The organism is Boudabousia tangfeifanii, assembly GCF_001856685.1.
In the GTDB taxonomy this organism is placed as follows: Bacteria; Actinomycetota; Actinomycetes; order Actinomycetales; family Actinomycetaceae; genus Boudabousia; species Boudabousia tangfeifanii.
In genome coordinates this window covers 928,949-955,181 of sequence record NZ_CP017812.1, presented here as the reverse complement: position 1 = coordinate 955,181, position 26,233 = coordinate 928,949, and the positions used below count along the sequence as shown (strand labels likewise).

The window sequence follows — 26,233 nt, the reverse complement described above, 5'->3', positions numbered from 1 at the left end:
TCAAGCTAAAATCGCATCTACGAATGCCTCGGGATCGAAAGGAGCCATATCATCGGCGCCTTCACCCAAGCCCACCAGCTTGACGGGCACACCCAATTCGCGCTGAACAGAGACCACAATCCCGCCCTTAGCAGAGCCATCCAACTTGGTCAGCACAATACCGGTCACATTGGTGACCTGGGCAAATACCTTCGCCTGCGCCATCCCATTCTGGCCAGTGGTCGCGTCTAGCACCAGCAAAGTTTCGGTTACCTTTGCGCCTCGTTCCATTACGCGACGGATTTTTCCGAGCTCATCCATCAAGGACGACTTATTGTGCAAACGTCCAGCGGTATCCACCAAAACTACGTCAGCTTGATGTTCAACGCCGGCTTTAACTGCGTCGAAAGCGACAGCCGCAGGATCAGCTCCTTCGCGATCGGAACGAACTACTTCCACGCCCACGCGTTCGCCCCAAGTTTGAAGCTGGTCGGCAGCAGCCGCCCGGAAGGTGTCAGCAGCACCCAAAATCACTTGGTCGCCCTCGGCCACCAAAATACGGGCAATCTTGCCTACCGAGGTCGTTTTCCCAACTCCGTTGACACCCACTACTAACACTGCAGCCGGTAGTTTTTGACCGTTTTCGTCCTGACCACCATCGAGGTTTAGCTCTCGTGGCTGATCGATCTCAACTAGCTGCAGAAGTTCACGTTTCAAAACCGCTTTAATGGTGGCCTCATCAGCTTTACCATTAACCTGCAATTCGGTACGTAAAGCCTCCATAATTTGATCTGTTGCTGCTAGGCCAAGGTCTGCACTCAAAAGAGTTTCCTCGATCTCTTCCCAGTCGGCGGCATTGAGCTGATCTTTGGAAAGCATCCCTAGTAGGGCTTGACCAAGGGCACCAGAGCGAGCCAAGCGAGCACGCAAACGGGTCATGCGAGAGGCAACTGCTTCCGGCTTCTCGAACTGATCTAGCGTCGGAGCACCGAGCGGTTTAGTCTCATCTTCTCCCGCCTCAGGCTCATGGGCCAATATCTCTGCTTCTTCGCTCGAAGCAGGACTCTGACTCGAGGTTAACTCATCTGTTTTGTCCTCTTCAGAGCGGAAATTGCGGAACCCAAAGAAGCCAGCAATGGCAGCCAACACCACTGCGAGGGAGCCCCAGACTTCCGGCAGGTAGAGGTAGTCAAGTAGAGTTTGCATAAATAAATCAGTCCAGTGTTATGAGGTTTAGTGAGCGTTATCGGCAATAAAGATTGCTCAGTTAGCTAGTTCAGGGAACCAAATCGAGATTTCACGAGCTGCAGACTCTAGTGAGTCAGAGCCATGAACCAAGTTTTCAATTGGGCCATCTAGCGGATTAAGAGCCAAGTCCCCCCGAATGGTGCCGGGGGCAGCTTGAGCTGGCATGGTTGCACCCATCATTGTACGAACTACACTCTGTGCCTGCACTCCCCCAATCACAAGGGCGCAGATCGGTCCACGAGACATGTATTCTTCCATTTCTGGATAGAAATCTTTAGTTACATGCTCCGCGTAATGAGCCCGCAACTGTTCAGCAGAAGCTTGCAAGAGTTTCAAAGCCACAATATCGAGACCACGCTGTTCAAAACGGGAAATAATCTGACCGATGGTCTTACGTTCGACCCCATCAGGTTTGATAAGTAGCAGAGTTTTCTCATAATCGTTTTTCATGACTTTTCTCCAAATTTATGCTGATTCGAGGCCGACAAACTTCGCCATACCACGGCGTCCCAAGGCAGTGCGAATGATTCCCACAACTAAGAAGTAAATGCCTGATAGCCACCAAATGATTTGTAACCAAAGTGGCTGATCATTCACCACAACAAGTAACCAAGTTGTAGAAACGAGCCAACAAATAGCGGCCACAATGTTTACTGGCATAAGCGCTCGCACGCGTAAGGGGTGCACAAACGTAAGCCGGCTAAGGGTCAATGCTGCAATAATCAGGGTGGCAATAACGTTAAATACGGGACCGGTTCCCAAAATAATGAAATATATCGCTACGATATTCCAAGCTGCTGGGAAGCCTACGAAATAGTTATCTTCGGCTTTCATACCCTTATTGGCGTAACAGAACATCGAAGAGGCCACAATTACAATGGTCATTATCGCCGCTAACGGTTTCGGGCCAAGTGGAATGTAGAGATACATAAAGATGGCCGGAATAAATGTCCAAGTTAAATAGTCCACGATGTCATCGAGGATAACTCCATCAAACCATGGCACCACTTCAGAAACCCGGCAACGACGGGCAAAAGTACCATCGATCGCATCAACAATCAGAGCGATCCCAAGCCAGACCCACATCCAACCAGTACGGCCTTCAAATAACGCTAGCAAGGCAAATACTGCCCACATGACACCAGTCATGGTAAAGGCATGAACCGACCATGCTTTCACCCGTTGAGCAAGGGTAAATGGGCGTCCTGAGTGAGGGTCTATGATTTGGTTACTCATTGCCGTCCTTTGTTAAACGTTCAACCAACTTTGCTTATTCTACCCCACAAAGTTGTCTTGCTTGTCCCGCCAAAACGACAGAACCGCAAACCAGTACCCCATTAGCGGTTAAGGAACTGCCCACTTCTTGGCTAAGAGCAGTCGCCTTATCTAGGGCATCTGGGAGGTTTTGGGCAACATGTACCCGATCTTCGCCAAAGACGTCAACAGCTAAATCCTGTAATTCCTCTAGCGGCATGGCTCTAGGCGAGTCCATGGGAGTTAGGACAATCTGATCAAGTAATGGTTCTAACTCGCCTAAGATACCTTCCACATTTTTATCAGCCATAGCCGCAAAAACACCATAAACTCGTTCAAAAGCAAAAGCTTCGTCGATGGCACGACGCAGTACCTGGGCACCCCCAACGTTATGAGCGGCATCAACCAGTACGGTTGGAGAGCCTTTAACCACCTCTAGTCGCCCTGGCGAAGTAGCTTTAGCAAAGCCTGCCTCAACCACTTCTGCCGGTAGTGCTCCCCCGCCAAAGAAGGCTTCAACCGCGCCTAGAGCTAACAACGCATTTTCGGCTTGGTGCCGCCCGAATAGGGGTAAGGCAATATCGGTGTAAGTGGCAGCTTGAGTTTGCAAAGTTAGCATCTGTCCCCCGACACCTAATTGCCGGTCAACCACGCGCATCTCGACCCCAGCGTGACGCACCGAAGCATCCATCTGGGTAGCTTTGGCCAGAATAATTTCTGCTACTTCTGGCACCTGCTCAGCCATTACTACCGTGGCATGGGGCTTGATAATCCCCGACTTTTCCTCAGCAATCTCTGCCAAAGTTGCCCCCAACCACTTTTCATGGTCAAGGCTAATTGGGGTAAACACAGAAACTGGAGCTGAAATCACGTTTGTTGCATCCCAAGTTCCTCCCATCCCAACTTCAATCACTGCGACATCAACCGGGGCCGCTGCAAAAGCGGCAAATGCCATCACCGTGAATACTTCGAAGAAGCTCATTTGGACGCCGCCGGTCTTTTCCGAGTGGGCATCTACCATTTGAATAAATGGTTCGATGTCTTCCCAAGCGGAGATAAATGCTGCTTGACTGATGGGCTGTCCACCAATAGAGATTCGCTCGCGGACATTACTCAAGTGGGGGCTGGTGAAACGACCTACGGTAAGGTCTCTGGCACTGATTAGGGAATCAATCATACGAGAAGTAGAAGTTTTACCGTTGGTTCCAGTCAGATGAATACAAGGATAGTTTTGTTGTGGATTACCCATTAAATCCAGAGCCATCTCAACCCGTTCCAAGCTAGGCTGTACCTTGTGTTCGGGGGCACGGGCAATGATCGATTGATATATTTCTTCGACTCGTAAGGCCATTTCCCGTTCTTTGGCGTTATCGTAAAGACGCGAGTTTTGGTTTGCCGAGGACGGTTTGCTTTGGGGTAAGTTCTCTACGGATTCAAGTTCAGCCTGAAAACTAGCTACTGAGGAATCGTCGGAGAACAACTCGGTCAATCCATCTGCCGGCACTTCAAATGGCTGTAACAAATCCGCTTCAGTAAGGTCAAAGTCCTCACTATGCTTAACATTTTCCTCAAGTTCTGCCTCAAAATCGGACAGGTCTTGGGTGTTGTTCTGGTCAGTCATTTTTTCTCCTGCAGTGGCAGCTTTTCGAACCAACGATTGTTGTGTCTAAGATTCAGTTTAACCGGAAAATAAAAAAGCTGGGGCAAGGCTGCAAAGCCTTGCCCCAGCAGTGAAACTTATTCGTTCCAAACCACGATTTCGGCGGCTGGTTCTCCGTCTTCTACCTTAACTTCACAGACCTTAGCAAGAGTTTCTTGCGAGATCATCTCAAGGTAGTCGGAAACTTGCTCCGCAATCTGTTGAGGCAGTAGCAAGCACAGTTTAATCCGATCCGAGACATGCAAATCCTGAGCTTTACGCTGATCTTGCACCATACGGATCAGATCACGTGCCACGCCCTCGGCCTCGAGTTCAGCATCCAAAGCGGTATCTAGTACCACGAAGGAACCTGAAGCCAAAACTGTCGCGACTTCTCCTTCGGCAGCGCTAACTACCGTGGAAAGCTCATACTGGCCAGGTTCGAGGCGAACTGGCTGCTCGTCTACCTGCACTTCGTCAAAGACCACTTGCTCTCCATCAAGGTGCCATGCACCCGACTTCTGAGCGGCAAACAAAGCTGAAGTGTAACGCTTAATCGCTGCTGGGAACTCACGTGGCTGCAAGCTTAGTTGCTGACTTACCTCGTAGCCCGATTCAGCCGGCGAAATTGCCTGGACTTCCTTAACATTGATTTCACTGCGAATGAGATCGCTAAATGGCAACAGTTCACTTGCTCGCGAAGAAACTACTGTCAAACGGCGTAGTGGCTGACGAACACGAAGCTTGTTTGCCTTACGTAGTGAGTGGGCAGCAGAAACAACTTCCCGAGTTTCTTCCATGGTGGCAACCAAGGACTCGTTAGCAAGCGTGTCAGGCATGGTCGGCCAATCGGTTAAGTGCACGGAACGACCACCGGTTAGACCACGCCAAATTTCTTCGCTCAACAAAGGCAAAAGTGGTGCAGACAAACGAGTAAAGGTTTCCAGCACGGTGTAAAGAGTGTCGAAGGCCTTTTCGTCCTCGTTCCAGAAACGGTCACGCGAGTTACGCACGTACCAGTTAGTGAGCATATCCAAGAAAGCACGAATTCGAGCGGCAGCATCGGTGATGGCGTACGCATCGAGATCGATGGTAACCTCTGCTACCAAATCGCGAGTACGTGCAAGAAGGTATCGATCCATCACGTCTAGTTCGGCAATCTTTGCTTCATTATCAAGCGGCAAAAGCTTCGCATCGTAGCCCTCACCCTTATTGGCAGTACCGGAGTAAAGGGTGAAGAAGTAGTAGGTGTTCCACAAAGGCAGTAGCACCTGACGCACAGTGTCGCGAATGCCTTCTTCGGTCACAATCAGGTTGCCACCACGGACTACTGGCGATGACATGAGGAACCAACGCATTGCGTCCGAACCATACTTGTCGAAGACCTCGTTAACGTCTGGGTAGTTACGCAATGACTTCGACATCTTAAGGCCATCGTCACCGAGGACGATACCGTGAGAAACACAGTTGCGGAAAGCTGGACGATCGAAAAGCGCAGTGGCCAAAACGTGCAGCGTGTAGAACCAACCGCGAGTCTGACCGATGTACTCTACGATAAAGTCGCCTGGGTAGTGCGATTCAAACCATTCCTGGTTTTCGAATGGGTAGTGAACCTGCGCGAATGGCATAGAGCCTGATTCAAACCAGCAATCCAATACGTCAGGAATACGACGCATCATCGACTTACCGGTGGGATCATCTGGGTTTGGCCGAACGAGGGTGTCAATGAATGGACGGTGCAAGTCCTTTACCTCGACACCAAAATCTGCCTCCAGCTCTGCGAAAGAGCCGTAGACGTCAGTACGCGGATACTGCGGATCATCACTCACCCAAACTGGGATCGGAGCACCCCAGAAACGGTTTCGTGAGATTGACCAGTCGCGAGCGCCTTCGAGCCACTTACCAAACTGGCCATCACGCAAGTGAGCTGGAGTCCATTCAATCTCCTGGTTCAATTCCACCATTCGATCGCGGATCTTAGTGACAGCGACGAACCATGAAGAGACAGCACGGTAGATCAGCGGGCGACGGCAACGCCAGCAGTGAGGGTAAGAGTGAACATAAGACTTCTGCTGTACCAGCACCGGACGTTCAGCCTTAGCACGATCGGCCAATGGGCCAGAACCATCACGCAAATCTCGAATAATAGGTTTATTAGCTTCGAAGACCTGCTGACCTTGATAATCTGCTACCTCTGCAGAGAACAAGCCAGCTTCGTCAACTGGAAGGAACACGTCACGGATGCCTTTTTCAAAGCAGACATTCATATCGTCTTCACCGAAAGCTGGTGCCATGTGCACCAGACCGGTACCAGAATCAGCGGTAACATAATCTGCCGCCACAACGGTCCAAATGGCGTGGTTTTCAGCCTGCGGATCAGATTCTTTTTCGCCACGAGCTGTCAGACTGTCATATCCGGTGGCTTTTAAGAAACGGTCCACAAAGTAGGTGAACATTGGCTGGTAGGTTAAACCGACTAAATCGGCACCCTTAACTTCCTCAACCACTTCATATTCTTCGCCAAGTTCCTTGGCGTAAGCACCTAGCAGGTCCTTTGCCAGGATGACGGTTTCACCCGCAAGTTCGCCCTCGGTTGGGCGCACGCGCACGTAAGTGAATTCTGGATTGACAGCCACCGCCTGGTTCGAAGGTAAGGTCCATGGAGTGGTGGTCCAGATGAGGGCTAGATCGCCATCGGCACCGTTCTTGCCTTGGAGGCGCAAACCAACGGTGACGGTATTATCTTGACGATCTTGATAAACATCGTCATCCATCTTAAGTTCGTGGTTGGAAAGAGGCGTCTGGTCCTTCCAGCAGTACGGAAGCACACGATAGCCCTGATAGGCCAGCCCCTTATCATAGAGTTGTTTGAAAGCCCAGATAACAGATTCCATGAAGGTGGGATCTAGAGTTTTGTAGTCGTTGTCAAAGTCAACCCAACGTGCCTGACGATTGATGTAGTTCTGCCATTCATCAGTGAACTTAAGAACTGAGGTGCGGCAAACATCGTTGAATTTGCCGATGCCAACGCCACCTTCACACTCGATATCATCTTTACCGTTAATCCCGAGGATACGTTCAGCCTCTAGTTCCGCTGGCAAGCCATGGGTGTCCCAGCCGAAACGGCGTTCAACCCGCTTGCCACGCTGAGTTTGGTAGCGTCCGACTAGGTCCTTAACGTAACCGGTCAGCAAGTGCCCGTAGTGTGGCAAACCGTTGGCAAAGGGAGGACCATCATAGAAGACGAATTCATTGGAACCATCTTTACCAGCTGGGCGAGCTTCTACCGAAGCTACGAAGGTATTGTCTTGTTCCCAGAACTTGAGAGTCTCGGTTTCCATCTGCGGAAAGCTTGGAGACAAAGGCAGAGCCTCATCACGATGCTTTGGGTAGTATCCCCCGCGAGCATTATTTTCTGATTGAGCAGTCATTAACCGGTCCTTGTCGTACTTAAACTGACCGAGGACGACAAACACTGTCGTGTTTGGCGCGGTACCACCCCGCTTGCAATGTCTAGCATTGCCGCTCAATACTGCTATTTCGGGCTTACCCGTCCGGTTCTACTAAAACCTAAGTTTGTTCTTCCGGAAGCTCCCCGGTGATACCTTGCGAAGCAAGCCGGATCATAGCACTAATAAGTCTAACGATAACTAGTGACTAGTCAACCCTAACAGCACACTAGTGCAAGTAAAATTCCTCACTACTAATGCCGCTCATTACCTACCGAAACTTTTCAAATTAGAAAAATAGTCTCTAGCCATAGGTAACGAAAGACTGAAACCAGTATCCCCAGCCCAGCCAAAAATCTTTAGCCCGGGCCATAAACTCACGTACCTGACGTTTCTTTGCCCCCGGAAGCGGTAACTCCGGCTTAGGATAAACCCCATAAGTTTCCAAATGATAGGACCGTCCAAGCCAGACCGCCCTCGGCACGTGGAACTGATTCGTGACGATGACTAAACATCGACTGTTAAAATCTCGCGCTACATTTCTTAAAGTTTCCGAGGTGGAGTACCCTTCAGGATCTTGAAACACTTTTTTCCTCGGAACGCCCTTACTGATCGCATAATCGCGCATCACTTTCGGCTCGTTTGCATGGTCCCAAGTAGCATCCCCGCTCATAATCAAACGAGCATCTGGACGTTTTTTCCACAATGCGATCGCCGTATCCAAACGCTGCCGAAGAATCCGACTAGGTTCCCCTGGACGATAAACGGCTGCGCCCAACACCACAATGTCTGAAATAGCCGTACCATCTTCGCAAGTCTTAGGAGCCACCGACCCACGAGAATCAGGGTAAGAATAAGCCACTGTCAATGAACTGACACAAAATCCAATCGTCGCCGAAAGAAATACGGCTATTGCGAGCATAGGATAACGCCACCAGCCTCGCCGAGAATCTTTTGATTCTTGCGAGGCTGGTGGGATCAAATCTGGATAATTTTCCGGGTTATTCACCAAGCGCCGGCAACCAAGTAACGCTAGTCGAGTAGGCTTTCGTCTCTTGCGGCGAAAGTCTGACATATTCTGCACATTCACTACGGTTGAAGGCGTCAGTCATGAATTCACAAGGCTCAATAGCCACCGATTGGGCGGTACGATTCTTCACATGATCACCGGTATAAACATGGAAGATACCGACGCCATTACCACTGCGAAGACCGTGGTAATCAAAACGAAGACGGTAATCTGGGTTCACCAAGTAAGCGCTCTGACCAGTTAGATCAGTGAAGCCGTCATCGGTACCAGTTGGCGCAGACAAAACAACTTCCCCCAGCAATGGGTCGAAGGCATCTGGCCCGGCCAACGGAATCATCTTGTCGTCGGTCAAAATCTGCGCTTGTGCTGGTAAGACAACCTGCCAGTCAGTTTCTGGGTGGAAGAAGTACGGGTGCCAGCCAAGTCCAACCGGAGCGTCTTTTTCTCCCAGGTTCGTGCAGTCAAACTCAACCTTTAGTTCTGGCCCAGCCAAAGTGTAGCGAACCTGCAACTGCAAGTGGAAAGGATAGCTTTCTTGGGGCAGCACTTCCGTTTCGAGTAGCACAGTGTCAGCTTCCAATTCCACGATTTTAAAGCCGTGGTCGGCTACCAACCCATGAAGAGCTTCACGGATCCCGTTTTCGCTTGGTCCGAGGTCGTAAGTTTCGCCGTCCCAAGTGTAGGTAGCCTGGCGAATACGGTTAGACCAAGGAGCCAAAACGCCCGAGCGGAAGCCGTCCTTAGCAAGTAGCTCATTCTGATTTTGATACCCGTCAAGTAAGTCAACGCGCTCGCCATTTTCAATCCGATACCAGCTAGTTAGGATGCCTCCACGGGTGGTTCCAGCAGCGTGAAAATCATCGCTGGCAATTTCCCAGTCCACGATGGAGGGGGCGAAAGAAGAACTATGCATTCCCATTAGGATGCCTCATTTCTTGATAACAATATTGACGATTCGGGGAGCTCTAACAATGGTTTTCAACACTTGCGAGTCTCCGATTGCTTTCACCACGGAGGGATCAGCTTTAGCTGCGGCTTCTAGGTCCTCTGCCGAGATCTCTGGATCAACTTCCAGTCGACTCTTTACCTTACCGTTGATCTGTACGACACAGGTAACGGCCTCGGCCTTAAGCAGTTCCGGGTTGGTGACCACTGGGAATGGGTGGTGGACCAAAGATTCTTCATGTCCAAGCACCTCCCAGAGTTCTTCTGCCACGTGTGGCGCGACTGGTGCTGCCATGAGCACTAGAGGTTCAACCGCTTCACGAGGCACTTGCTCGAGTGAAGTGAGGTGATTATTGAGCACAATCATCTTGGCAATTGCGGTGTTGACTCGCATATTGTCATACTCTTCGGTCACTTCAGCAATGGTACGAGCTACTAGCCGAGCAGTCTTGTCGTCCATCTTGGTATCGGTGACAGTGAGTTCACCACTTTGTTCATCGCGCACATTTCGCCACAAACGCTGAAGGAAGCGCAACGAACCAACTGCAGCTCGAGTCTCCCAAGGACGCGACATATCTAGTGGCCCCATGCTCATTTCGTAGACGCGGAAGGTATCGGCACCGAACTCGTCGCACATTTCATCTGGGGTCACCATATTCTTAAGCGACTTGCCCATCTTGCCATATTCGCGGTTTACCGGCTGGTCTTGCCAAGTGAAACCGGTTTGCTCGTCGCCTTCTACTTCGTCAGCTGGGACGTATTGTCCGCGACTATCAGTGTAGGCATAAGCCTGTACGTAGCCCTGGTTGAAGAGTTTGTGGAAAGGTTCCGCACTTTGAAGGTGACCGAGGTCGAAGAGAACCTTGTGCCAGAAGCGAGCGTATAGCAAGTGCAAGACGGCGTGCTCTACCCCACCGACGTAAAGGTCGGCGCCGCCGCCACCGCCGGGGGTCTTGGCCCCCAACCAGTAGGCTTCATTTTCAGGATCAATGAATTGCTCTTGATTGTGTGGATCTGCGTACCGTAGTTCGTACCAGCAGGAGCCAGCCCATTGCGGCATGGTATTGGTGTCGCGGGTGTAAGTCTTTACCCCATCGCCGAGGTCGAGTTCAACCTTGACCCAATCCTGGACCCGCCCCAAGGGAGCTTCTGGTTCAGTATTGGCATCTTCTGGGTCAAAAGCGCGTGGTTTGAAGTCTTCCATGGGAGGAAGTTCTACCGGCAACATCGATTCTGGTAGTGCATGTGCCTGCCCATTTTCGTCGTAAACAATGGGGAATGGTTCACCCCAGTAGCGCTGACGCGAGAACAACCAGTCACGCAAACGATAGGTGGTGGCTCCCTCACCGAGGTTTTCGGCCTCGATAAATTCGATCATCTTGGCCTTAGCTGCTGCTTTGTCTAGTCCGTTTAGATCGATCTTGTCGTTAGCGGAGTTGATTACCAGGCCGTCTTCCATCCACGCGGTTTGGCGATCGAAATCTGCCGGTACTTCGATGGTGTAGATAACGTCAATGTCGTACTTCGTTGCGAAATCGAAGTCACGCTGATCATGCGCGGGCACCGCCATAATGGCGCCGGTCCCGTAGCCCATCATGACGTAATCACCGGTGAACACAGGAATCTCGGTGCCAGTGATCGGGTTGGTGGCAAACAGACCAGTGAAGACCCCAGTCTTTTCCTTATCGTCAGCTTTACGATCAAGTTCGGATTTCGCGGCAGCTTGCTTTTGGTAAGCTTCAACGGCTTCTCGTGGAGAGGCGAAATCGCCAGTCCAGGCTGCTTTAGTTCCTTCTGGCCACTGAGCAGGAAGCGATTCTAGGTCGGCAATCAGGTCATGCTCTGGGGCCACTACGGTGAAAGTGGCGCCAAAGAGAGTGTCGGGTCGGGTGGTGTAAACCTCGAGCTTGGCATCCCCAACGGTGAACTTAACATTGGCACCCTGTGAACGCCCAATCCAGTTACGCTGCATTGAGGAAACTTTTTCTGGCCAATCGAGCAAGTCCAAGTCTTCGATCAAACGATCTGCGTAGTCGGTGATACGCATCATCCACTGGCGCAACTTAGCTGGGAAAACTGGGTAGTTTCCACGCTCGGAGCGTCCTTCATTGGTAACTTCCTCATTGGCGAGGACGGTTCCTAGCCCAGGGCACCAGTTGACTCGAGCGTAAGTGTTGTAGGCGAGCCGGTATTCAGCAAGCACGTCGGCTTTTTCTTTATCCGATAGGTCTGCCCATTTACGATTATCTGGCAGCTGTTTTTCACCCTTTTCGAACAGCTCAACGAGTTCGCTAATGGGGCGAGCGCGACCAGTGCCCTTACCGCTACGGGCAGGGGCCTGTGGGTCATACCAGGCGTTATAAACTTGTAGGAAGACCCATTGGGTCCACTTTACGTATTCAGTATCGGTCGTAGAGAAGGTACGACGACGATCATGACCAAGGCCAATGCGCTTTAGCTGGCGCTCCATATTCGCAATGTTTTGTTCGGTCGTAATCTGTGGGTGCTGCCCTGTTTGTACGGCATATTGCTCTGCCGGCAAGCCGAAAGCGTCGTAGGACATTGTGTGAAGCACGTTTTTTCCAGCCATGCGCTGGTAACGGCCTACTACGTCAGTAGCGATGTAACCGAGGGGGTGTCCGACGTGCAAACCTTTACCCGAGGGGTAAGGGAACATGTCTAGCAAGAAGAAACGCTCTTTTTCCGCTCCTGGCCCGGCCAAATCACCGACCGGATTATCAGCATTAAAACTGCCAAGTTCTTCCCATTTTGCTTGCCATTTGGCTTCAATTTCTGCCGCACGAGCAGCGTCATAACGGTAAGGAACGGGATTCTGAGTGGTATCCATAGTCATTCTTCTCCAACACTAAACGATTCGCCTAGTAGTTTAGCGCAGTACCGACACTTTTGACGCATCTCCTCGGTCGATTTGGGGAAAGCTTCGTTTGGCTACTCGCGAATCAGGAAAAATCATGCTTTAAGCCCCACAATAGTGGTATGAGTACTATTTTTGAAAAAATTATTGCTGGTGAGATTCCAGGAAACTTTGTTTGGGCTGACGATGATTGCGTTGCAATCATGGATATTGCCCCGGTTCAACCAGGACATGTGATGGTAATTCCACGCAAACCTGTCGACCACTTCTACGATGTGGAGCCCCAGCTTGCGGCCACGGCGTTCCAAACCAGTCAAAAAATCGCCAAAGTCATGGCCTCAACTTTTGACTGCACTCGAGTAGGGCTAATGATTATGGGATACGGAGTACCTCATACTCATCTTCATTTGGTGCCCATCAACAGTGAGAAGGACCTAATCCCAGATCCTTCTCGCACCAATCCCTCCCCCGAAGAGCTAGCGAAAAAGGCTACCGAGCTTCGTGCCGCACTACGCGTCGCAGGGTACGAAACTGAGGTGACACAAGCCGAACAACTTCTGGGCTAATCGACGGTAAATAGTTTGGGCTGGTCGAGGACGTCCTCGACCAGCCCAAACTATTAGCAAAAGTCAGCCAAATAAGCGGGTACCTAAACCAGCAAAAATAATGATGGCCAACAAAATGTACATCACGACTAGGAAACCCCACCAATCGCGCACCAAAGAACGCCCGAGCCAACGAAGACCAGGGAACTGTGCACGAGCAGCACGCCCCACAATAATGACAAATAGCGGTAGCATTACCGCCCAAACTACCAAGCACCATGGGCAAAGAGCCTTGAAGGTAAAGACGCTAATCCAGGCAAACCAGTAAACGAAGAGCAAAGCTGCGGTAGCACAAACGCTCATTGCCACCCAGAACCAAGTTGGAAGTTTAACTTTTGAAAGTAGCAGCACCATCACAACTGAAAGAGCGCTAAAGGCAATTAGCCCAATAATCGCATTTGGCATACCTAAAACATGGGACTGCCAAGAGTCCATCGAGGCTCCACAAGAAATCCAAGCGCTAAGATCGCAGCCGAGAGCCTGATCTGGGTGAGCCGCATGCTCCAAAGTAGCAAGTACTAGTTTGAGGGAAGCCCCAAGGCCCGCTAAAGAAAGCAGAACCGCGAAGATCGCTGGAATGAAATCTAGTCCCCCAGCAACTTCATGTTCCGAGGGCGCCCAACGTTTAGCTGATTCGGCAGCGATTTCCTTATCGGAGAGCTGCGAGAGTACATCGGACTTTTCGTCCTTCGTTTCTTTTTTAGCAGCTACAGGCTGCTTTGTGCTAACGCCCTCCCCTGCAGTTCTTGCCCCATCACTACTGGGAGTAGTCTGCTTATTTACGGGTGCCTCAAAATGGGTAGCTTCACGGCTTGTCTCTGAAGTTTTTGGCTCCAACGACTGAGTCGAATCGACAGGTTGGCTGGCTTTGGGATCCTTAGGATCTCGGAATTCATTCACTTGTTTCTCCTTGAAATATGCTAGAAAAAAACTCTAGCGCGATTACCAATAAATAGCCATAGTTAGCTTTTAAATAGCTGACATCGTTTTTTCTTCATCACTAAGTCAAACAAATCAAATATTTAAACAACCACGTAGATCTCGAATCTTTGCGCGCTAAAGTGAGGGCGCAAAACAGAAAATTAACTCAAAAAATGTGGGGCGCACCTCAAGTCGGCTTTACAATTTGTTTTTAGCGTCAGCAATGAGTATAGTTTCCGTGTTGCTTGCGCCGCAGGGCGTAGCAAAAACCAGCGCCGTTAGCTCAATTGGCAGAGCAGCTGACTCTTAATCAGCGGGTTGGGGGTTCGATTCCCTCACGGCGCACGACCTAACTTTTAGGTTACCTAGCGCCGTTAGCTCAATTGGCAGAGCAGCTGACTCTTAATCAGCGGGTTGGGGGTTCGATTCCCTCACGGCGCACTTTTTATGCCATTTTTAGCAAAAACAGTTAGACTTCTTATCTAACCAAATTCAAATGTTCGGAGGACAAATGGCGAGACGACGACTCACCGATGCAGAACGTGAGTTACTCGATGCAATTGCTGATCGAATCGCTGCTTACCCTCCAGTTGATCCTTCACCAGAAGTAATTCAAGAAGCTGCGCGAATTACAGTTGCAGCACTCAAGACCTCTTCTAAAGCAAATAGTTTAATTGGTCCAGCTTGTTCCACTTCTGAAATCGCCGCTTGGTGGGGAGTATCTCGCCAGGCAATCCATAAGGCAATTTCGCAGCACCGAGTAGTTGCGGTTCAAGACAATCGACGTACTTGGCATTTCCCTACCTGGCAGCTACGAGAAGACCGGAAACCCCTTGCTGGCATTTCTGATTGTTTAGAGATCCTAGACCGTGTCCCCAGAGCGATGGTGGCAGCTTGGTTTATTCGCGACAACAGTAACTTGGACGGGATGAAACCGTCTGAGTGGCTAATCAAGGAAGAGCCGATTGCCCCCTTGCAACTAGCGGCTAAGAAGTTTTTAGCTGCTTACCTCCGAAATTTACGAAATCGCAAAGCCTGACCTTTTTATTTAAGTGGCCGGTAGAACCTGATGGTGCTACCGGCCACTTAAGTCTCTAGCCGTTTTAGTTCACAGCACTAATCGCTGGAGTTTTGTCTACCAAGTTATTTAGACGCCAACTTCCAGCTCGCGCAGTAGTCGATCGACATGACCTTTGGCCTTCACGTTATAGAGAGCGAGCTTAACTCGACCGTCAGGCAAGACTACAACCGTAGAACGAATAGTACCGATAACCGTCTTCCCATAGTTATTCTTCGGCCCCCAGGCGCCATACGATTCCATCACCACGTGAGCAGTATCTGAAGCAAGTACGAACGGTAGCTCATGATTCTTGGCGAACTTTTCTAGTGCCTCAGGCTTATCTGGGCTAATTCCGACTACCTCATAACCGGCTTGGCGTAGACGACCAAGGTTATCCCTGAAATCACATGCTTCAGTGGTGCAGCCAGGAGTTTCTGCCTTTGGGTAAAAATAAATAACTACTCCCTTTTCAGCCTTTTCTCTTAACTCTGCGAGGGAAACCTGACCATCTGCAGTAGGCAGAGTGAAATCGGGAGCGACATCGTCAAGCATTAACATTCCCATTTATTATCTCCATTCTTAGTTGGGTTACTACTATTTTACTGAAGTAACGTGAGCGAGCCCTCGCTTTTTCCACTAGCGTGATTAAGGAATAATCGGTTATATTTTTCTAGTTCATTCCAGAGAACAGAGCTAGATCGAAGGCTTTGAAACAAACTTTTGGTTTCAAGTAGCGTTACACTTCGAAATAGGTTAAACTATCTGGGCGCGCGCGAGTGGCGGAATTGGCAGACGCGCTGGATTTAGGTTCCAGTGTCTTCGGACGTGGGGGTTCAAGTCCCCCCTCGCGCACCGAATAGAATCGGCTTTCTTAGTTTTCTAAGAAAGCCGATTCTTTTATCTTTGACATCAATATATCGAACAGATCGCTGGCAAATTTGTCCTATAACCCCTATCTTGACTACCGCCTGCAACCACTTAACCTTCAACTCTGATTACAGACGCTGATCTAAGCGATGCTTGCGTAAGGGGTTATTCTCGCCTAATAAACGAGATGGGAGGACTTCGCCTCCCATCTCACTATTTACGCTTAAACGCGCTCTCGCCAGGCTTTAGCAATCGTGCTTTGGCCTAAAACGCGACTCTCTTGATAAACCACTAGCGACTGGCCAGCAGCAATGGCGCGCATCCCGACAGTGCCTGGCCGTTCTTCTCCAGTAATCTTTACTTCGAGTCCATTGCCAACCCGTTTAATACGTGCAGCAACTGGCTCACCATGCGCTCTGACCTGAATGGCAACTTCAGTCCCCCACTCACCGTCGACCAATGCCGCATGATCGTCCTCGGCCAACCAAACCAGATCCTCGGTTTGGATTCGATCGACAGTAAGCAACTCAGCAGGCCCGACCACCACTTCATTAGTTTCAGGACGAGTTTCAAGAACATAACGAGGGCGACCATCTGGCGCCGGACGTCCTAAGTTCAACCCTTTACGCTGTCCCACCGTATAAGCAAAATAGCCCTGGTGTTCACCTAATACTTCACCCTCATAACTGACAATATTGCCTGGCTTAGTCCCAAGCTTGCGGCTCAGAAAACCCGCTGTGTCACCATCTGGGATAAAGCAAATATCGTAACTATCTGGCTTATTCGAAACTGTCAGTCCACGATCTGCCGCAGCCTGACGTACTTCAGCCTTAGAGGCCATATGCCCTAGGGGGAACATCACGTGATTGAGATTCTCTCGCCCCATAACTGCCAGCACATAGCTTTGGTCTTTTAGCTTGTCTACTGAACGATGTAGCTCAGGCCCATTCGGTCCAGACAATAACTGCGCATAGTGACCAGTACAAACTGCGTCAAAGCCCAGTGCTAAACCACGCTCAAGTAGTTCCTGGAACTTCACGAACTCGTTACAACGAATACAAGGATTGGGAGTACGCCCAGCGGCATACTCAGAGACAAAATCATCCACCACAGTATCGGTAAACTCACCAGCCAAATCCCAAACGTAGAAGGGAATTCCAAGCATTGCTGCTGCTCTAGCCGCGTCAGTACCGTCCTCGATCGTGCAGCATCCCCGTGAAGAACAACGGGATTGAGCTTTGTTAGAAGATAGTGCCATGTGGACAGCAGTAACCTCATGTCCTGCCTCAACGGCAAAAGCTGCGGCTACAGCAGAATCGACTCCACCCGAAAGGGCCGCTAAAACCTTCATTTTCTCTCCCGTTTATCGAGTCTTTGTGCCGCATCAAGAGCTGGCGGCAAAGCCATTAAGAACTGATCAATATCTGCTTCAGTAGTTTGGTCACCAAAGGAAATTCGCAAAGCTCCCATCGCTTCCTCCTCAGGTAGCCCGATCGCCAGCAGAGTGCTTGATGGACGGGTAACGCCTGCGTGACAAGCTGAGCCGGCAGAAACAGCCACTTGGGACTGATCCATCATCAGCAAAACGATTTCTGGGTGTTTAGTTGGCAACCGAAGATGGACCATGTGTGCAGTAGTTGGAGCATTGGTGGTTAAGCAAACTCGAGAATCTAGTCCTGCTATGAGTCTTTGCCGCAAATCAGCCAGTCGCCTATCCCTTTGTGCATTCTTAGCCGTCGCCAATTCGATTGCCTTAGCCATTGCTCTTGCACCGGCAACATTCTGAGTGCCAGAACGAAGACTACGCTCTTGACCTCCCCCTCGACGATCGGAAACTACTGGAATTTCTCGCTTCAGCAGCAAAGCTCCAACTCCGATTGGACCTCCAAACTTATGAGCAGACAGAGATAGCGCGTCTACTTGCAAGGCATGGAAATCAACCGGAATTTGCCCCACCGCTTGAGCCGCATCAGTATGAACTAAAGCTTCAGGATTGGCACGTTTAACCAGTTCGGTAAGTTCTGCCACCGGCTGGATCGTCCCAAGCTCATTATTAACCATCATGAACGAAGCTAGATCAGCTGGACAAGCCGCTAGTTTTTCAGCTAGATCGGGCAGAGCTACTACCCCACTGGCACTAACGGCGACCGGTATTAAATCAACCTGTGGTCCACCAAGGCCTTCGAGGACGACCTTAACTGCAGGATGCTCTAAGTCTGATGAATAAATCGTCACCTGAGTTGAACTTGATTGAGCCGATTCTAGCGTCGCTGCCTTTTCCAGCTTCGCTCTAGTTGCACCATTTAAGAACAAATTATTTGCTTCGGTGGCACCAGAAGTAAAAAGCACTTCTTGTGCGTCTGCTCCCAAAGCATCTGCCACTCGAGCACGAGCGTCCTCAAGCATTTCTCTAGCAGCCCGACCAGCGCCATGAAGCGCATTCGGATTTCCCGGCTCCTTAGCCAGCCGAGATAAATCTTCATGATAGGAAGCTAAAACCTCGGCTGGCATCGGCGCGGATGCAGCATAATCTAAATAGGCGGTCACGAAAAGAATTAACCTAGTTCTGCTAGGGCTGCCGGAATGATCTCCTGCAGATCACCAATAATGCTCAAATCAGCAATTTGCACGATCGGTGCTTCTTCATCATCCACGATAGCCACGATACGTTCTGCCCCCGCAATGCCACAAGTATGGTGGACAGCGCCAGAGACACCCGCACTAATGTAGAGCTTAGGGGCCACGCTAACTCCTGTCTGACCAATCTGAGCAGTACGAGGCAACCAGCCCTCATCACACACTGTCCGGGTAGCGCCCACAGCCGCCCCTAGTTTTTCCGCTAGGTCGTTGACCGCATCAAGGTCGCCATCTGTCCCGTAACCAGCGCAAACAACTACAGCCGCCTCAGTCAAAGTTGGCCCTTCAGCATGTAGTTCTTCCGAAGAAATCACGCTAATTGCATCGGTTACCGAAGAAAAACGAACGTTCAAAGGTACCACCCCTGGGGTGGCCACCGGCTTCACCTCCGGTGCCTGACCTGCACCAGGACGAACCGCAGCGATGGGCAGACCGCGAGGAATGGTGAAAGTGGTTTCCCATTGACCACCCAAGACGGACTTGTGAGCAACCAGCTGACCATCCTTAACAGCTAGGGCGGTAACATCTGTTGCCGCACCCGATTCGAAATGCGCCCCTAGGATAGAAGCCACTTCTCGCCCTCGATAGTTAGACAAGCAAAGAATCGCTGAAATCGGCGCCGGTGGCTGAATCTCTGTGGCGGCAATAGCACATTCGGCGACCACCGCACTGACTCGAGGGGAACGTCCAGCTAAATCAGGTACAAATACCTTCGAGACGCCGCATTCTCCCAAGGCTCCCATCTGCGGAGAAGGATTTAGTGCTAGCGCCCAGACATCACTATCAGTAAGAGTGCGCGCAACCTTCAAGAGATGCTTAGAAGGCTCAGTCAGAGTAAATCCTTCAGTTTCATTACCGACATGATCGACGATTACCAAAACTGGATTCGCAAATTTCTCACTCATTTTCCAAGCACCTCCGAGATGTAAGCGGCGAGTTCCTTGCCGCCCTGACCAGTGTCATTTACGATCCGTCCAGGTTCTTTCTCAGGAGTTTGGTCCGCAGAAAGCACGTTAGCCCCGGAAGACTGCATACCCACCTGAGAAAGATCAATCTTCGCGTTTACTGCGGCTACCGCCTCCTTGAGCTCAGCTAGATCCCATGTGTCCAATGGTTTCTTGCGAGCTGCCGCCATCGCCTTAAAGTTTGGATAACGCGGATCTGCTACCTGGTCAGTCACCGAGACCACTGCTGGCAGTGGAGCTTGTAACTGATCGTTAAAGGAGTCGGCAACACGTCGAATAGTCACCTTTTGACCGTCAGTGTCAAGTTCCTTTGCTAGGCCCAAGAACGGGCGTCCAAGGTACTTGCCGAGGGCGGCCGGCAACATCGAAGTCATCGAGTCCAGAGAAGCCATACCGGTAATCACCAAGTCAAAAGGCTGTTCCGATTCCTCAGCCAAAATCGCGGCACTCAACACCTTCGCGGTGGCAAAAACATCAGATCCCGCTAGTGCTTCGTCGCTAAGCAGGATTGCTCGATCTGCCCCCATTTGTAGGGCACGCATCAAAGCATCCGAGGCATCTTCGGGCCCCATAGAGAAGGCTACGACTTCTCCCCCATTTTCTTCCACTAGAGAGACCGCAACCTCGATCGCGTTCTCATCTAGTTCATTCAATACGTCATCTTCACCACGTACCAAAGTGCCATCTTCAAGGCGTCTTAAGGACTGCACATCGGGCACGTGCTTTACACAAACAGCAATTCTCATGCCAATACCTTGCCATATATAGGGCGTAAGGGTAAATGCCACGCCGTTTTTTGCTAGCGGTTTCACCGGCCGAAAAACTAAAAGGTGGCATTTAACGGATCAACTTAGGCAATCACACAAGCGCTTTGCCAAGTTGCTCACAAGAGATTAGTAATTTTCTTTGACGGAACGTGCAATAATGGAATTTATGTCTACTGAACCTGCGATTAAGTCTACTAAGCCCAAGGTTTCTTGGTCTGCTTCCAGTGAATATGCCTTAGCCCCCGCCAACTGGAATTATCCATTAGGTGCGACTAAAACCTCCGCAGGTGTAGTTTTCTCATTCTTTTCGCAACATGCCGAGGCCGTCGAAGTTTGCATCGAACGCGCCGCAGGCAGCTGGGATCGTTTCCAGCTTCATGGACCTCACAACGGCATCTGGTGTGGTCTCGTCCCTAACACTGGGGCCGGAACCGTCTATGGTTTTCGCACCTACGGCCCTTGGGATCCTAATCAAGGACACTTATTTAATCCGCAGAAGCTACTACTAGACCCTTATGCTAAAGCTCTTACGGGGCAAATGAAGCTTGGTCCCCAGATCTATGCCCATCAGGTAAATGACGATCTAACTCCTACTGGCTACCCGTTGGTTCGTTCCGAGGTCGACTCCGCTCCTTATGTTCCCAAGGCAGTCGTTTTAGGTGATTCCTTCCCACTCGCCGCCCGTCCCAACGTACCTTGGGAAAAGACGGTCATTTACGAAATGCATGTTAAGGGCTTTTCTGCTCTCAATCATCAACTTCCGCCCGAGCTTAGAGGCACTTATGCGGGGCTCGCTCATGACACTAGTCTGCGCTATCTTCGCGATTTAGGGGTCACTTCGATTGAGCTTCTACCAATTCATGCCAAGTGCGATGAGACCTTCCTCCAAGAACGTGGGCTAACTAATTACTGGGGATACTCCACCCTAGGTTATTTCACTCCGGAGCCTTCGTATGCCACTGCAGCAGCTCAGGCGGCTGGTCCTCAGGCAGTAATTGACGAATTCCGCGGAATGGTCTCACGCATCCATGAAGCTGGCTTAGAAGTTATCTTGGACGTGGTCTACAACCACACCTGTGAAGGTTCGGCTATCGGTCCATCATTGTCTTGGCGAGGCGCCGATAATGCTGCCTACTATCTGTCAGTTCCGGAAGATCGCGGGACATTAGCTGATGTCACAGGCTGCGGTAATTCACTTGATTTCACTCATCCAAGAGTCGTCCAGATGACACTGGATTCTTTGCGCTATTGGGTAGAAGAAATGGGTGTTGACGGGTTCCGCTTTGACCTCGGAGTTACTTTGGCTCGAGCTCATGGTGCTTTCAACCGACAGCATCCATTCTTGGTGGCCGCAGCCGCCGATCCAGTTCTTTCTCAGGTCAAACTGATTATGGAGCCGTGGGATATTGGCTTTGACGGCTGGCACACCGGGGATTTTCCAGTACCTTTTGCAGCTTGGAATGACCGTTTCCGTGGCTCAATGCGTGACTTTTGGGTCGCGAATGCCAAAGATCTGGCTCATGGAAATAACCAGATTGCAGGTCAATCGGAACTTGCTACCCGCTTAGCAGGAAGTGCCGATGTCTTCTACCACGATCCTAATGGCGTAATCCGCACTCCCCTGGCGGGCATTAACTTTATTACCGCGCACGACGGTTTCACTATGGCCGATTTGGTCAGTTACGACCATAAGCACAACAGTGCTAACCAGGAAGATAATCGTGATGGTAGCGATGATAACCGTAGTTGGAACCATGGTGCCGAAGGATCCCTATCCGACCTCGGCCCGAATCCTTCCACTGTTGCTGAATCTGGCCTGGTGGATGTAATTCTGCCGGCACGTGAGAGGACTATTCGCAATCTTTTCGCCATGCTCTTACTTTCTGCCGGGGTACCAATGATTACTGCCGGCGACGAGTTTGCTCGTACTCAACATGGCAATAACAATGCTTACTGCCAAGACAACGAGATCTCTTGGATAGACTGGGCGATTAGCCCATGGCAGGTTAACCTACGCGAAATGGTTCGTTACCTTCTGCGCCTACGCGAAAAATATGAAGTAATGCGACCCAATTACTTCGCCTCCGGTCAAGCATTAACTGACCATGCTAAACATCCCGACTTGGACTGGTTTGACAAAGAAGGCCGCCATCTAGAGCCAACCACTTGGAATGATCCTCGAGCTCGGGTACTCCAAATGCATCGTTGTGGTGGTACTGGGCATGATTTATTGTTGGTTATCAACGGAACCCTAAACCCCGAACAAGTTAAGCTGGCCGCTGGGCGAGAGCACACCTATCGCCTAGTTTGGGACTCAACTTGGCAGCATCCTCACGATGGTGGTTTTAACGCTGATGGTTCCATCTCTGGTCCCGTCCTCGAAGTGCAAAGACTAGAAGAGTTCTCCCTTGAACCCTTGTCACTAGCCGTATTTTTGTCCTAGCTTTGGGGATCTTTTAGCATTCTCAAAGCCGCATCGATTTCTATTTAAGGTTAAACTAACAGGCATGACTACTGCAGATACACTCAGCGAAGCAACCTCTGACGCGTCACTGGCTCGCAGCGTTGCTCGTTCTCAAGAAATTGAAGAACAGATTAAAACCAATCCAGAAAAGTTCCGAGTTCTAACCGGTGACCGCCCCACCGGCAATTTGCATTTGGGACACTATCTGGGAACTTTGCGTAACCGTGTCCGCCTGCAAGATCAGGGCGTTGACACTTGGGTAATCATCGCTGACTATCAGGTGATTACCGACCGTGATGGGGTTGGCCCGATTCGTGAGCGGGTCCTTTCTCTCGTCACTGATTACCTCGCTTGTGGGATTGATCCCGAAAAGTCCACTATCTTTACTCACTCGGCTATCCCAGCTCTGAACCAGCTGATGTTGCCGTTCCTTTCCTTGGTGACTGAGAGTGAACTTCACCGTAATCCCACGGTAAAGGCTGAACTGGAAGCCACTGGCGGCCGTGCCATGAGCGGTCTTTTGTTGACCTACCCAGTGCACCAAGCTGCAGACATCCTGTTCTGCGACGCTAACTTGGTGCCTGCTGGTAAGGATCAGCTCCCTCACATCGAGCAGACTCGTTTGATTGCGAACCGCTTCGACAAGCGTTATGGTCGCGGTGAGCTTTCGCATCCAGTATTCCGTCGTCCTGATGCCCTACTTTCTCAAGTACAGAACCTTTTGGGCACGGATGGCCAGAAGATGTCTAAGTCGCGTGGCAATACCATTGAACTTGGAATGACAGCCGACCAGACAGCCAAGATGCTCAAGCGGGCAGTGACTGACTCCGAACGTCTGATCACTTTCGATCCGGTAAATCGCCCAGAAGTTGCCAACCTGCTTCTCATGGCCTCAGAAGCCACTGGCCAAGCACCTGCTGAAATCGCTGACCAGATTGGTGATAAGGGCGCCGGCGCCTTGAAGGCTTTGGTCATTGACGCAGTTAATGGCATGCTCGAGCCAATTCGTGCCCGCCGTACGGAACTGGCCCAGGATGAGGCTTACTTGCGTTCGATTCTAGCTGCCGGTAATGAAAAGGCTAACGCCCAAGCTGACGAAAAGTTAGCTCAGGTGCGACAGGCCATGAAGATGGTTTACTAGGCCTTAGAGCTTATTTTTAGCGGTGTTAAGGGGTTTTCTCCCCTTAACACCGCTTTTTAGTGTCGTGGCACACGCTTTGGTCACACATATCTCGCTTTTTCTGGTTATCCTTAAAGGGTGAAAAAGAAGCAGCCTAAAATCAAATTGCCTCGTCTATCGCCTAGCAAGGACGCTAGATCAACAGTTAGTGAGGAGAGTACGGTGAAAAAGACCCCAACTTCAGCCCCTCAGGGCGCAAACAAAACCACGGGAGCTTCTGCCAAGTCGTCAAATAGCCCGAAGGAAGCGCCACTCGAATCGACGCCCTCGTCTTTGGCAACTAAGACTACTGCCCCCTGGGTGTTCCCTGAGCCAACCCCAATCAGTCGTATTCCAGTGACGGAAGTATTTCCCCAAATTGAGGATGGTTCCTGGCCCGCCAAGGCCGTAGAAGGAGAAGCTTTCCCCGTTAGAGCAACTGTCTTTAGAGAAGGCCACGATGCGTTTGGTGTCCACGCCGTTCTGACCAACAGTGCTGGCGAAGAAAAGGATCGCCGGAAGATGGTTGATATCGCGCCGGGTCTCGATCGTTACGAAACTTTCTTGCGAGCCGATGAGCCAGGTGCCTACTACTTCCACATCGAAGCTTTCTCCGATCCCTACGCCACGTGGGTCCACGATGCTTCAGTCAAAATTGCGGCGGGCGTCGATGTCGATTTGATGTTGGCCGAGGGCGTAGCGCTCTTCGACCGCGTCCTAGCGGGCGAGGTTAAGCCTTATCCACCAAAGAGCGAGTCAGCTAAATATCAGCTTTCCGCGTCTGCTCGGGAACACCTAGTTCAAACTCGCAAACAACTAGCAGACGATTCTTTAGCTCCCCAAGAACGTCTTTCTGCTGGTCTCTCGGGCGCTACTCGGAAAGTTTTCTCCGACTATCCCTTTATGGACTTGGTAACTAAGAGTCGTCGCTTCCCAGTACAGGTAGATCGTTCCCGCGCGCTGACCGGTAACTGGTACGAGGTCTTCCCTCGTTCCTTTGGTGCTCATCGAGACGAGCAAGGTGCTTGGGTCTCTGGTAACTTCCGTGGCTTGATTCCCGCCCTCGATCGGATTGAACAAATGGGCTTCGATGTCCTCTATTTAACTCCGGTTCACCCGATCGGCACCACTTTCAGAAAGGGAAAGAATAACTCCCTTGAAGCTAGTGCCACCGATCCAGGTAGCCCTTATGGCATCGGCTCCCCTGAGGGCGGGCACGACGCAATTCACCCCGACTTGGGTACTTTCGACGATTTTGATGCCCTAGTTGCTGCCGCAAAAGCTCATGGGATGGAAGTTGCCCTCGACTTGGCGTTGCAGTGCTCCCCTGACCATCCTTGGGTGAAGGAACACCCACAGTGGTTCAGCCAGAGGGTCGACGGGACTATCGCCTACGCTGAAAATCCGCCCAAGAAATATCAAGATATCTATCCGCTGAATTTCGATCAGGATCCCGAGGGAATTTACCAAGCGATTTTGGCGGTGATTTTAAAGTGGATTGAGCACGGGGTGACTATTTTCCGCGTAGACAACCCGCACACTAAACCACTGATCTTCTGGCAGCGCTTACTGCGTGAAGTGCGTCAGTCTCACCCTGAGGTGTTGTTCTTGGCCGAGGCCTTTACTCGCCCAGCGATGATGCGAACCTTGGGCGCGGTTGGTTTCCACCAGTCTTACACCTACTTTGCGTGGCGCACTGGAAAGCAGGAGATTCTGGATTACTTCTGGGAAGTTTCGCACGAAACCGATCATTTGATGCGTCCATCCTTCTGGCCAACCACACATGATATTTTGACGCCTCAGATGACAGCTGGTGGACGCAACATGTTTGCGATCCGTGCAGTTCTTGCTGCTACGGGAGCACCAACTTGGGGCATCTACTCGGGTTATGAACTGGTCGAAAGCGAACCACGCCCGGGTTTCGAAGAACAAAACGACAACGAAAAATACGAGTACCGTCCTCGGGATTTTGCGGCCGGCGACCATTTCGGGATTGCTGACCTGCTAACTAAGTTGAATCAGGCAAAAGCAGAACATGCGGCACTCCGACAGTTGCGCGGCTTTGTTGCATTGCCTTCCACCAGTGATGACTTAGTAGCCTTCTTGAAGTACGTTCCGGCCACACTATCTGCCGACGGCCAGTCTGACGCCGTCATTGTGGTAGTGAATCTAGATCCGCAAAATGTCAAAGAAGGCATGGTCGGGGTCGACCTTTCTAAACTCGGTGTTGATACTTCACAAGGCACTTACCAAGTGCGCGACCTACTTGATGGTCATGAATACACTTGGGGTAGTGAAAACTATGTCAGGCTTGATCCCAACGAACGTGTCGCTCACGTTTTCTCCGTCCTTCCTAAATAATCTCAACC

19 protein-coding genes and 3 tRNA genes are annotated in these 26,233 nt (G+C 50.8%); 8 read left to right on the top strand and 14 right to left on the bottom strand.

What is annotated here, in order from left to right; all coding sequences use genetic code 11:
* The 8 genes from ftsY to leuS form a co-directional block, all read right to left on the bottom strand.
* Complete coding sequence (gene ftsY / locus BK816_RS03845) at positions 1-1,185, bottom strand: signal recognition particle-docking protein FtsY (protein ID WP_071164001.1); 1,185 nt, start codon at positions 1,183-1,185, stop codon at positions 1-3.
* A 57-nt stretch (positions 1,186-1,242) separates the two neighbouring features.
* On the bottom strand, positions 1,243-1,677 hold the full coding sequence (gene ndk / locus BK816_RS03840) for a nucleoside-diphosphate kinase (RefSeq protein ID WP_071164000.1): 435 nt from the start codon (positions 1,675-1,677) through the stop codon (positions 1,243-1,245).
* A 15-nt stretch (positions 1,678-1,692) separates the two neighbouring features.
* Positions 1,693-2,463 carry a CDP-alcohol phosphatidyltransferase family protein gene (locus tag BK816_RS03835; RefSeq protein ID WP_071163999.1) on the bottom strand — a complete coding sequence of 257 codons (771 nt, stop codon included), beginning with the start codon at positions 2,461-2,463 and terminating at the stop codon, positions 1,693-1,695.
* A 34-nt stretch (positions 2,464-2,497) separates the two neighbouring features.
* Positions 2,498-4,102: a bifunctional folylpolyglutamate synthase/dihydrofolate synthase gene (locus BK816_RS03830; RefSeq protein ID WP_071163998.1), complete on the bottom strand. Its 1,605-nt coding sequence runs from the start codon at positions 4,100-4,102 to the stop codon at positions 2,498-2,500.
* Between the two features lie 116 nt (positions 4,103-4,218).
* A complete protein-coding gene (gene ileS / locus BK816_RS03825; protein WP_071163997.1) occupies positions 4,219-7,551 on the bottom strand; it encodes an isoleucine--tRNA ligase in 3,333 nt (1,110 codons plus the stop codon).
* 322 nt (positions 7,552-7,873) lie between these two features.
* Entirely contained in the window at positions 7,874-8,431 is a 558-nt protein-coding gene (locus BK816_RS03820; RefSeq protein WP_071163996.1) for a SanA/YdcF family protein, read from the bottom strand.
* Between the two features lie 139 nt (positions 8,432-8,570).
* Positions 8,571-9,518: an aldose 1-epimerase gene (locus BK816_RS03815; RefSeq protein ID WP_071163995.1), complete on the bottom strand. Its 948-nt coding sequence runs from the start codon at positions 9,516-9,518 to the stop codon at positions 8,571-8,573.
* 9 nt (positions 9,519-9,527) lie between these two features.
* A complete protein-coding gene (leuS, locus tag BK816_RS03810; protein ID WP_418214811.1) occupies positions 9,528-12,392 on the bottom strand; it encodes a leucine--tRNA ligase in 2,865 nt (954 codons plus the stop codon).
* A gap of 149 nt (positions 12,393-12,541) precedes the next feature.
* Between leuS and BK816_RS03805 the strand changes: the two genes are divergently transcribed.
* Positions 12,542-12,985, top strand: coding sequence for an HIT family protein (locus BK816_RS03805; RefSeq protein ID WP_071163993.1), 444 nt, complete (start codon positions 12,542-12,544; stop codon positions 12,983-12,985).
* 63 nt (positions 12,986-13,048) lie between these two features.
* Here BK816_RS03805 and BK816_RS03800 read toward each other — a convergent pair whose 3' ends face one another.
* Positions 13,049-13,924, bottom strand: coding sequence for a vitamin K epoxide reductase family protein (locus BK816_RS03800; protein ID WP_071163992.1), 876 nt, complete (start codon positions 13,922-13,924; stop codon positions 13,049-13,051).
* Positions 13,925-14,217: 293 nt separating this feature from the next.
* On the opposite strand from BK816_RS03800, the gene BK816_RS03795 reads away from it, so the two are divergent.
* The 3 genes from BK816_RS03795 (at position 14,218) to BK816_RS03785 (ending at position 14,984) form a co-directional block, all read left to right on the top strand.
* Positions 14,218-14,290: transfer RNA gene (locus BK816_RS03795), tRNA-Lys, on the top strand.
* Between the two features lie 23 nt (positions 14,291-14,313).
* A tRNA-Lys gene (locus BK816_RS03790) sits at positions 14,314-14,386 on the top strand.
* Between the two features lie 70 nt (positions 14,387-14,456).
* A complete protein-coding gene (locus tag BK816_RS03785; protein WP_071163991.1) occupies positions 14,457-14,984 on the top strand; it encodes a hypothetical protein in 528 nt (175 codons plus the stop codon).
* A gap of 108 nt (positions 14,985-15,092) precedes the next feature.
* On the opposite strand, the gene BK816_RS03780 is transcribed toward BK816_RS03785, so the two are convergent.
* On the bottom strand, positions 15,093-15,563 hold the full coding sequence (locus tag BK816_RS03780; protein ID WP_472264994.1) for a peroxiredoxin: 471 nt from the start codon (positions 15,561-15,563) through the stop codon (positions 15,093-15,095).
* Positions 15,564-15,775: 212 nt separating this feature from the next.
* Here BK816_RS03780 and BK816_RS03775 point away from each other — a divergent pair.
* Positions 15,776-15,857, top strand: a tRNA-Leu gene (locus tag BK816_RS03775).
* 238 nt (positions 15,858-16,095) lie between these two features.
* Here BK816_RS03775 and mnmA read toward each other — a convergent pair.
* Genes mnmA through BK816_RS03755 form a run of 4 tightly spaced genes read right to left on the bottom strand, consistent with a single transcriptional unit; the run spans position 16,096 to position 20,220 of the window.
* The gene (mnmA, locus tag BK816_RS03770) at positions 16,096-17,223 is read right to left on the bottom strand and encodes a tRNA 2-thiouridine(34) synthase MnmA (RefSeq protein WP_071163989.1); all 1,128 of its coding nucleotides are present in this window, start codon (positions 17,221-17,223) and stop codon (positions 16,096-16,098) included.
* Complete coding sequence (locus BK816_RS03765) at positions 17,220-18,419, bottom strand: cysteine desulfurase family protein (protein ID WP_071163988.1); 1,200 nt, start codon at positions 18,417-18,419, stop codon at positions 17,220-17,222. The genes mnmA and BK816_RS03765 overlap by 4 nt, the downstream gene beginning before the upstream one ends.
* An 8-nt stretch (positions 18,420-18,427) precedes the next feature.
* Positions 18,428-19,414, bottom strand: a complete 987-nt coding sequence (locus BK816_RS03760; RefSeq protein WP_071163987.1) for an electron transfer flavoprotein subunit alpha/FixB family protein — start codon at positions 19,412-19,414, stop codon at positions 18,428-18,430.
* Positions 19,411-20,220 (bottom strand): electron transfer flavoprotein subunit beta/FixA family protein, encoded by an 810-nt coding sequence (locus tag BK816_RS03755; protein ID WP_071163986.1) that lies wholly within the window; start codon positions 20,218-20,220, stop codon positions 19,411-19,413. The genes BK816_RS03760 and BK816_RS03755 overlap by 4 nt, the downstream gene beginning before the upstream one ends.
* Before the next feature lie 187 nt (positions 20,221-20,407).
* On the opposite strand from BK816_RS03755, the gene glgX reads away from it, so the two are divergent.
* The 3 genes from glgX (at position 20,408) to BK816_RS03740 (ending at position 26,225) form a co-directional block, all read left to right on the top strand.
* Positions 20,408-22,684, top strand: coding sequence for a glycogen debranching protein GlgX (gene glgX, locus BK816_RS03750; protein WP_083379055.1), 2,277 nt, complete (start codon positions 20,408-20,410; stop codon positions 22,682-22,684).
* A 64-nt stretch (positions 22,685-22,748) separates the two neighbouring features.
* Positions 22,749-23,846, top strand: coding sequence for a tryptophan--tRNA ligase (gene trpS / locus BK816_RS03745; RefSeq protein ID WP_071163985.1), 1,098 nt, complete (start codon positions 22,749-22,751; stop codon positions 23,844-23,846).
* Between the two features lie 312 nt (positions 23,847-24,158).
* Positions 24,159-26,225, top strand: a complete 2,067-nt coding sequence (locus BK816_RS03740) for an alpha-1,4-glucan--maltose-1-phosphate maltosyltransferase (protein ID WP_071164915.1) — start codon at positions 24,159-24,161, stop codon at positions 26,223-26,225.
* The last annotated feature ends 8 nt before the right edge of the window (positions 26,226-26,233 follow it).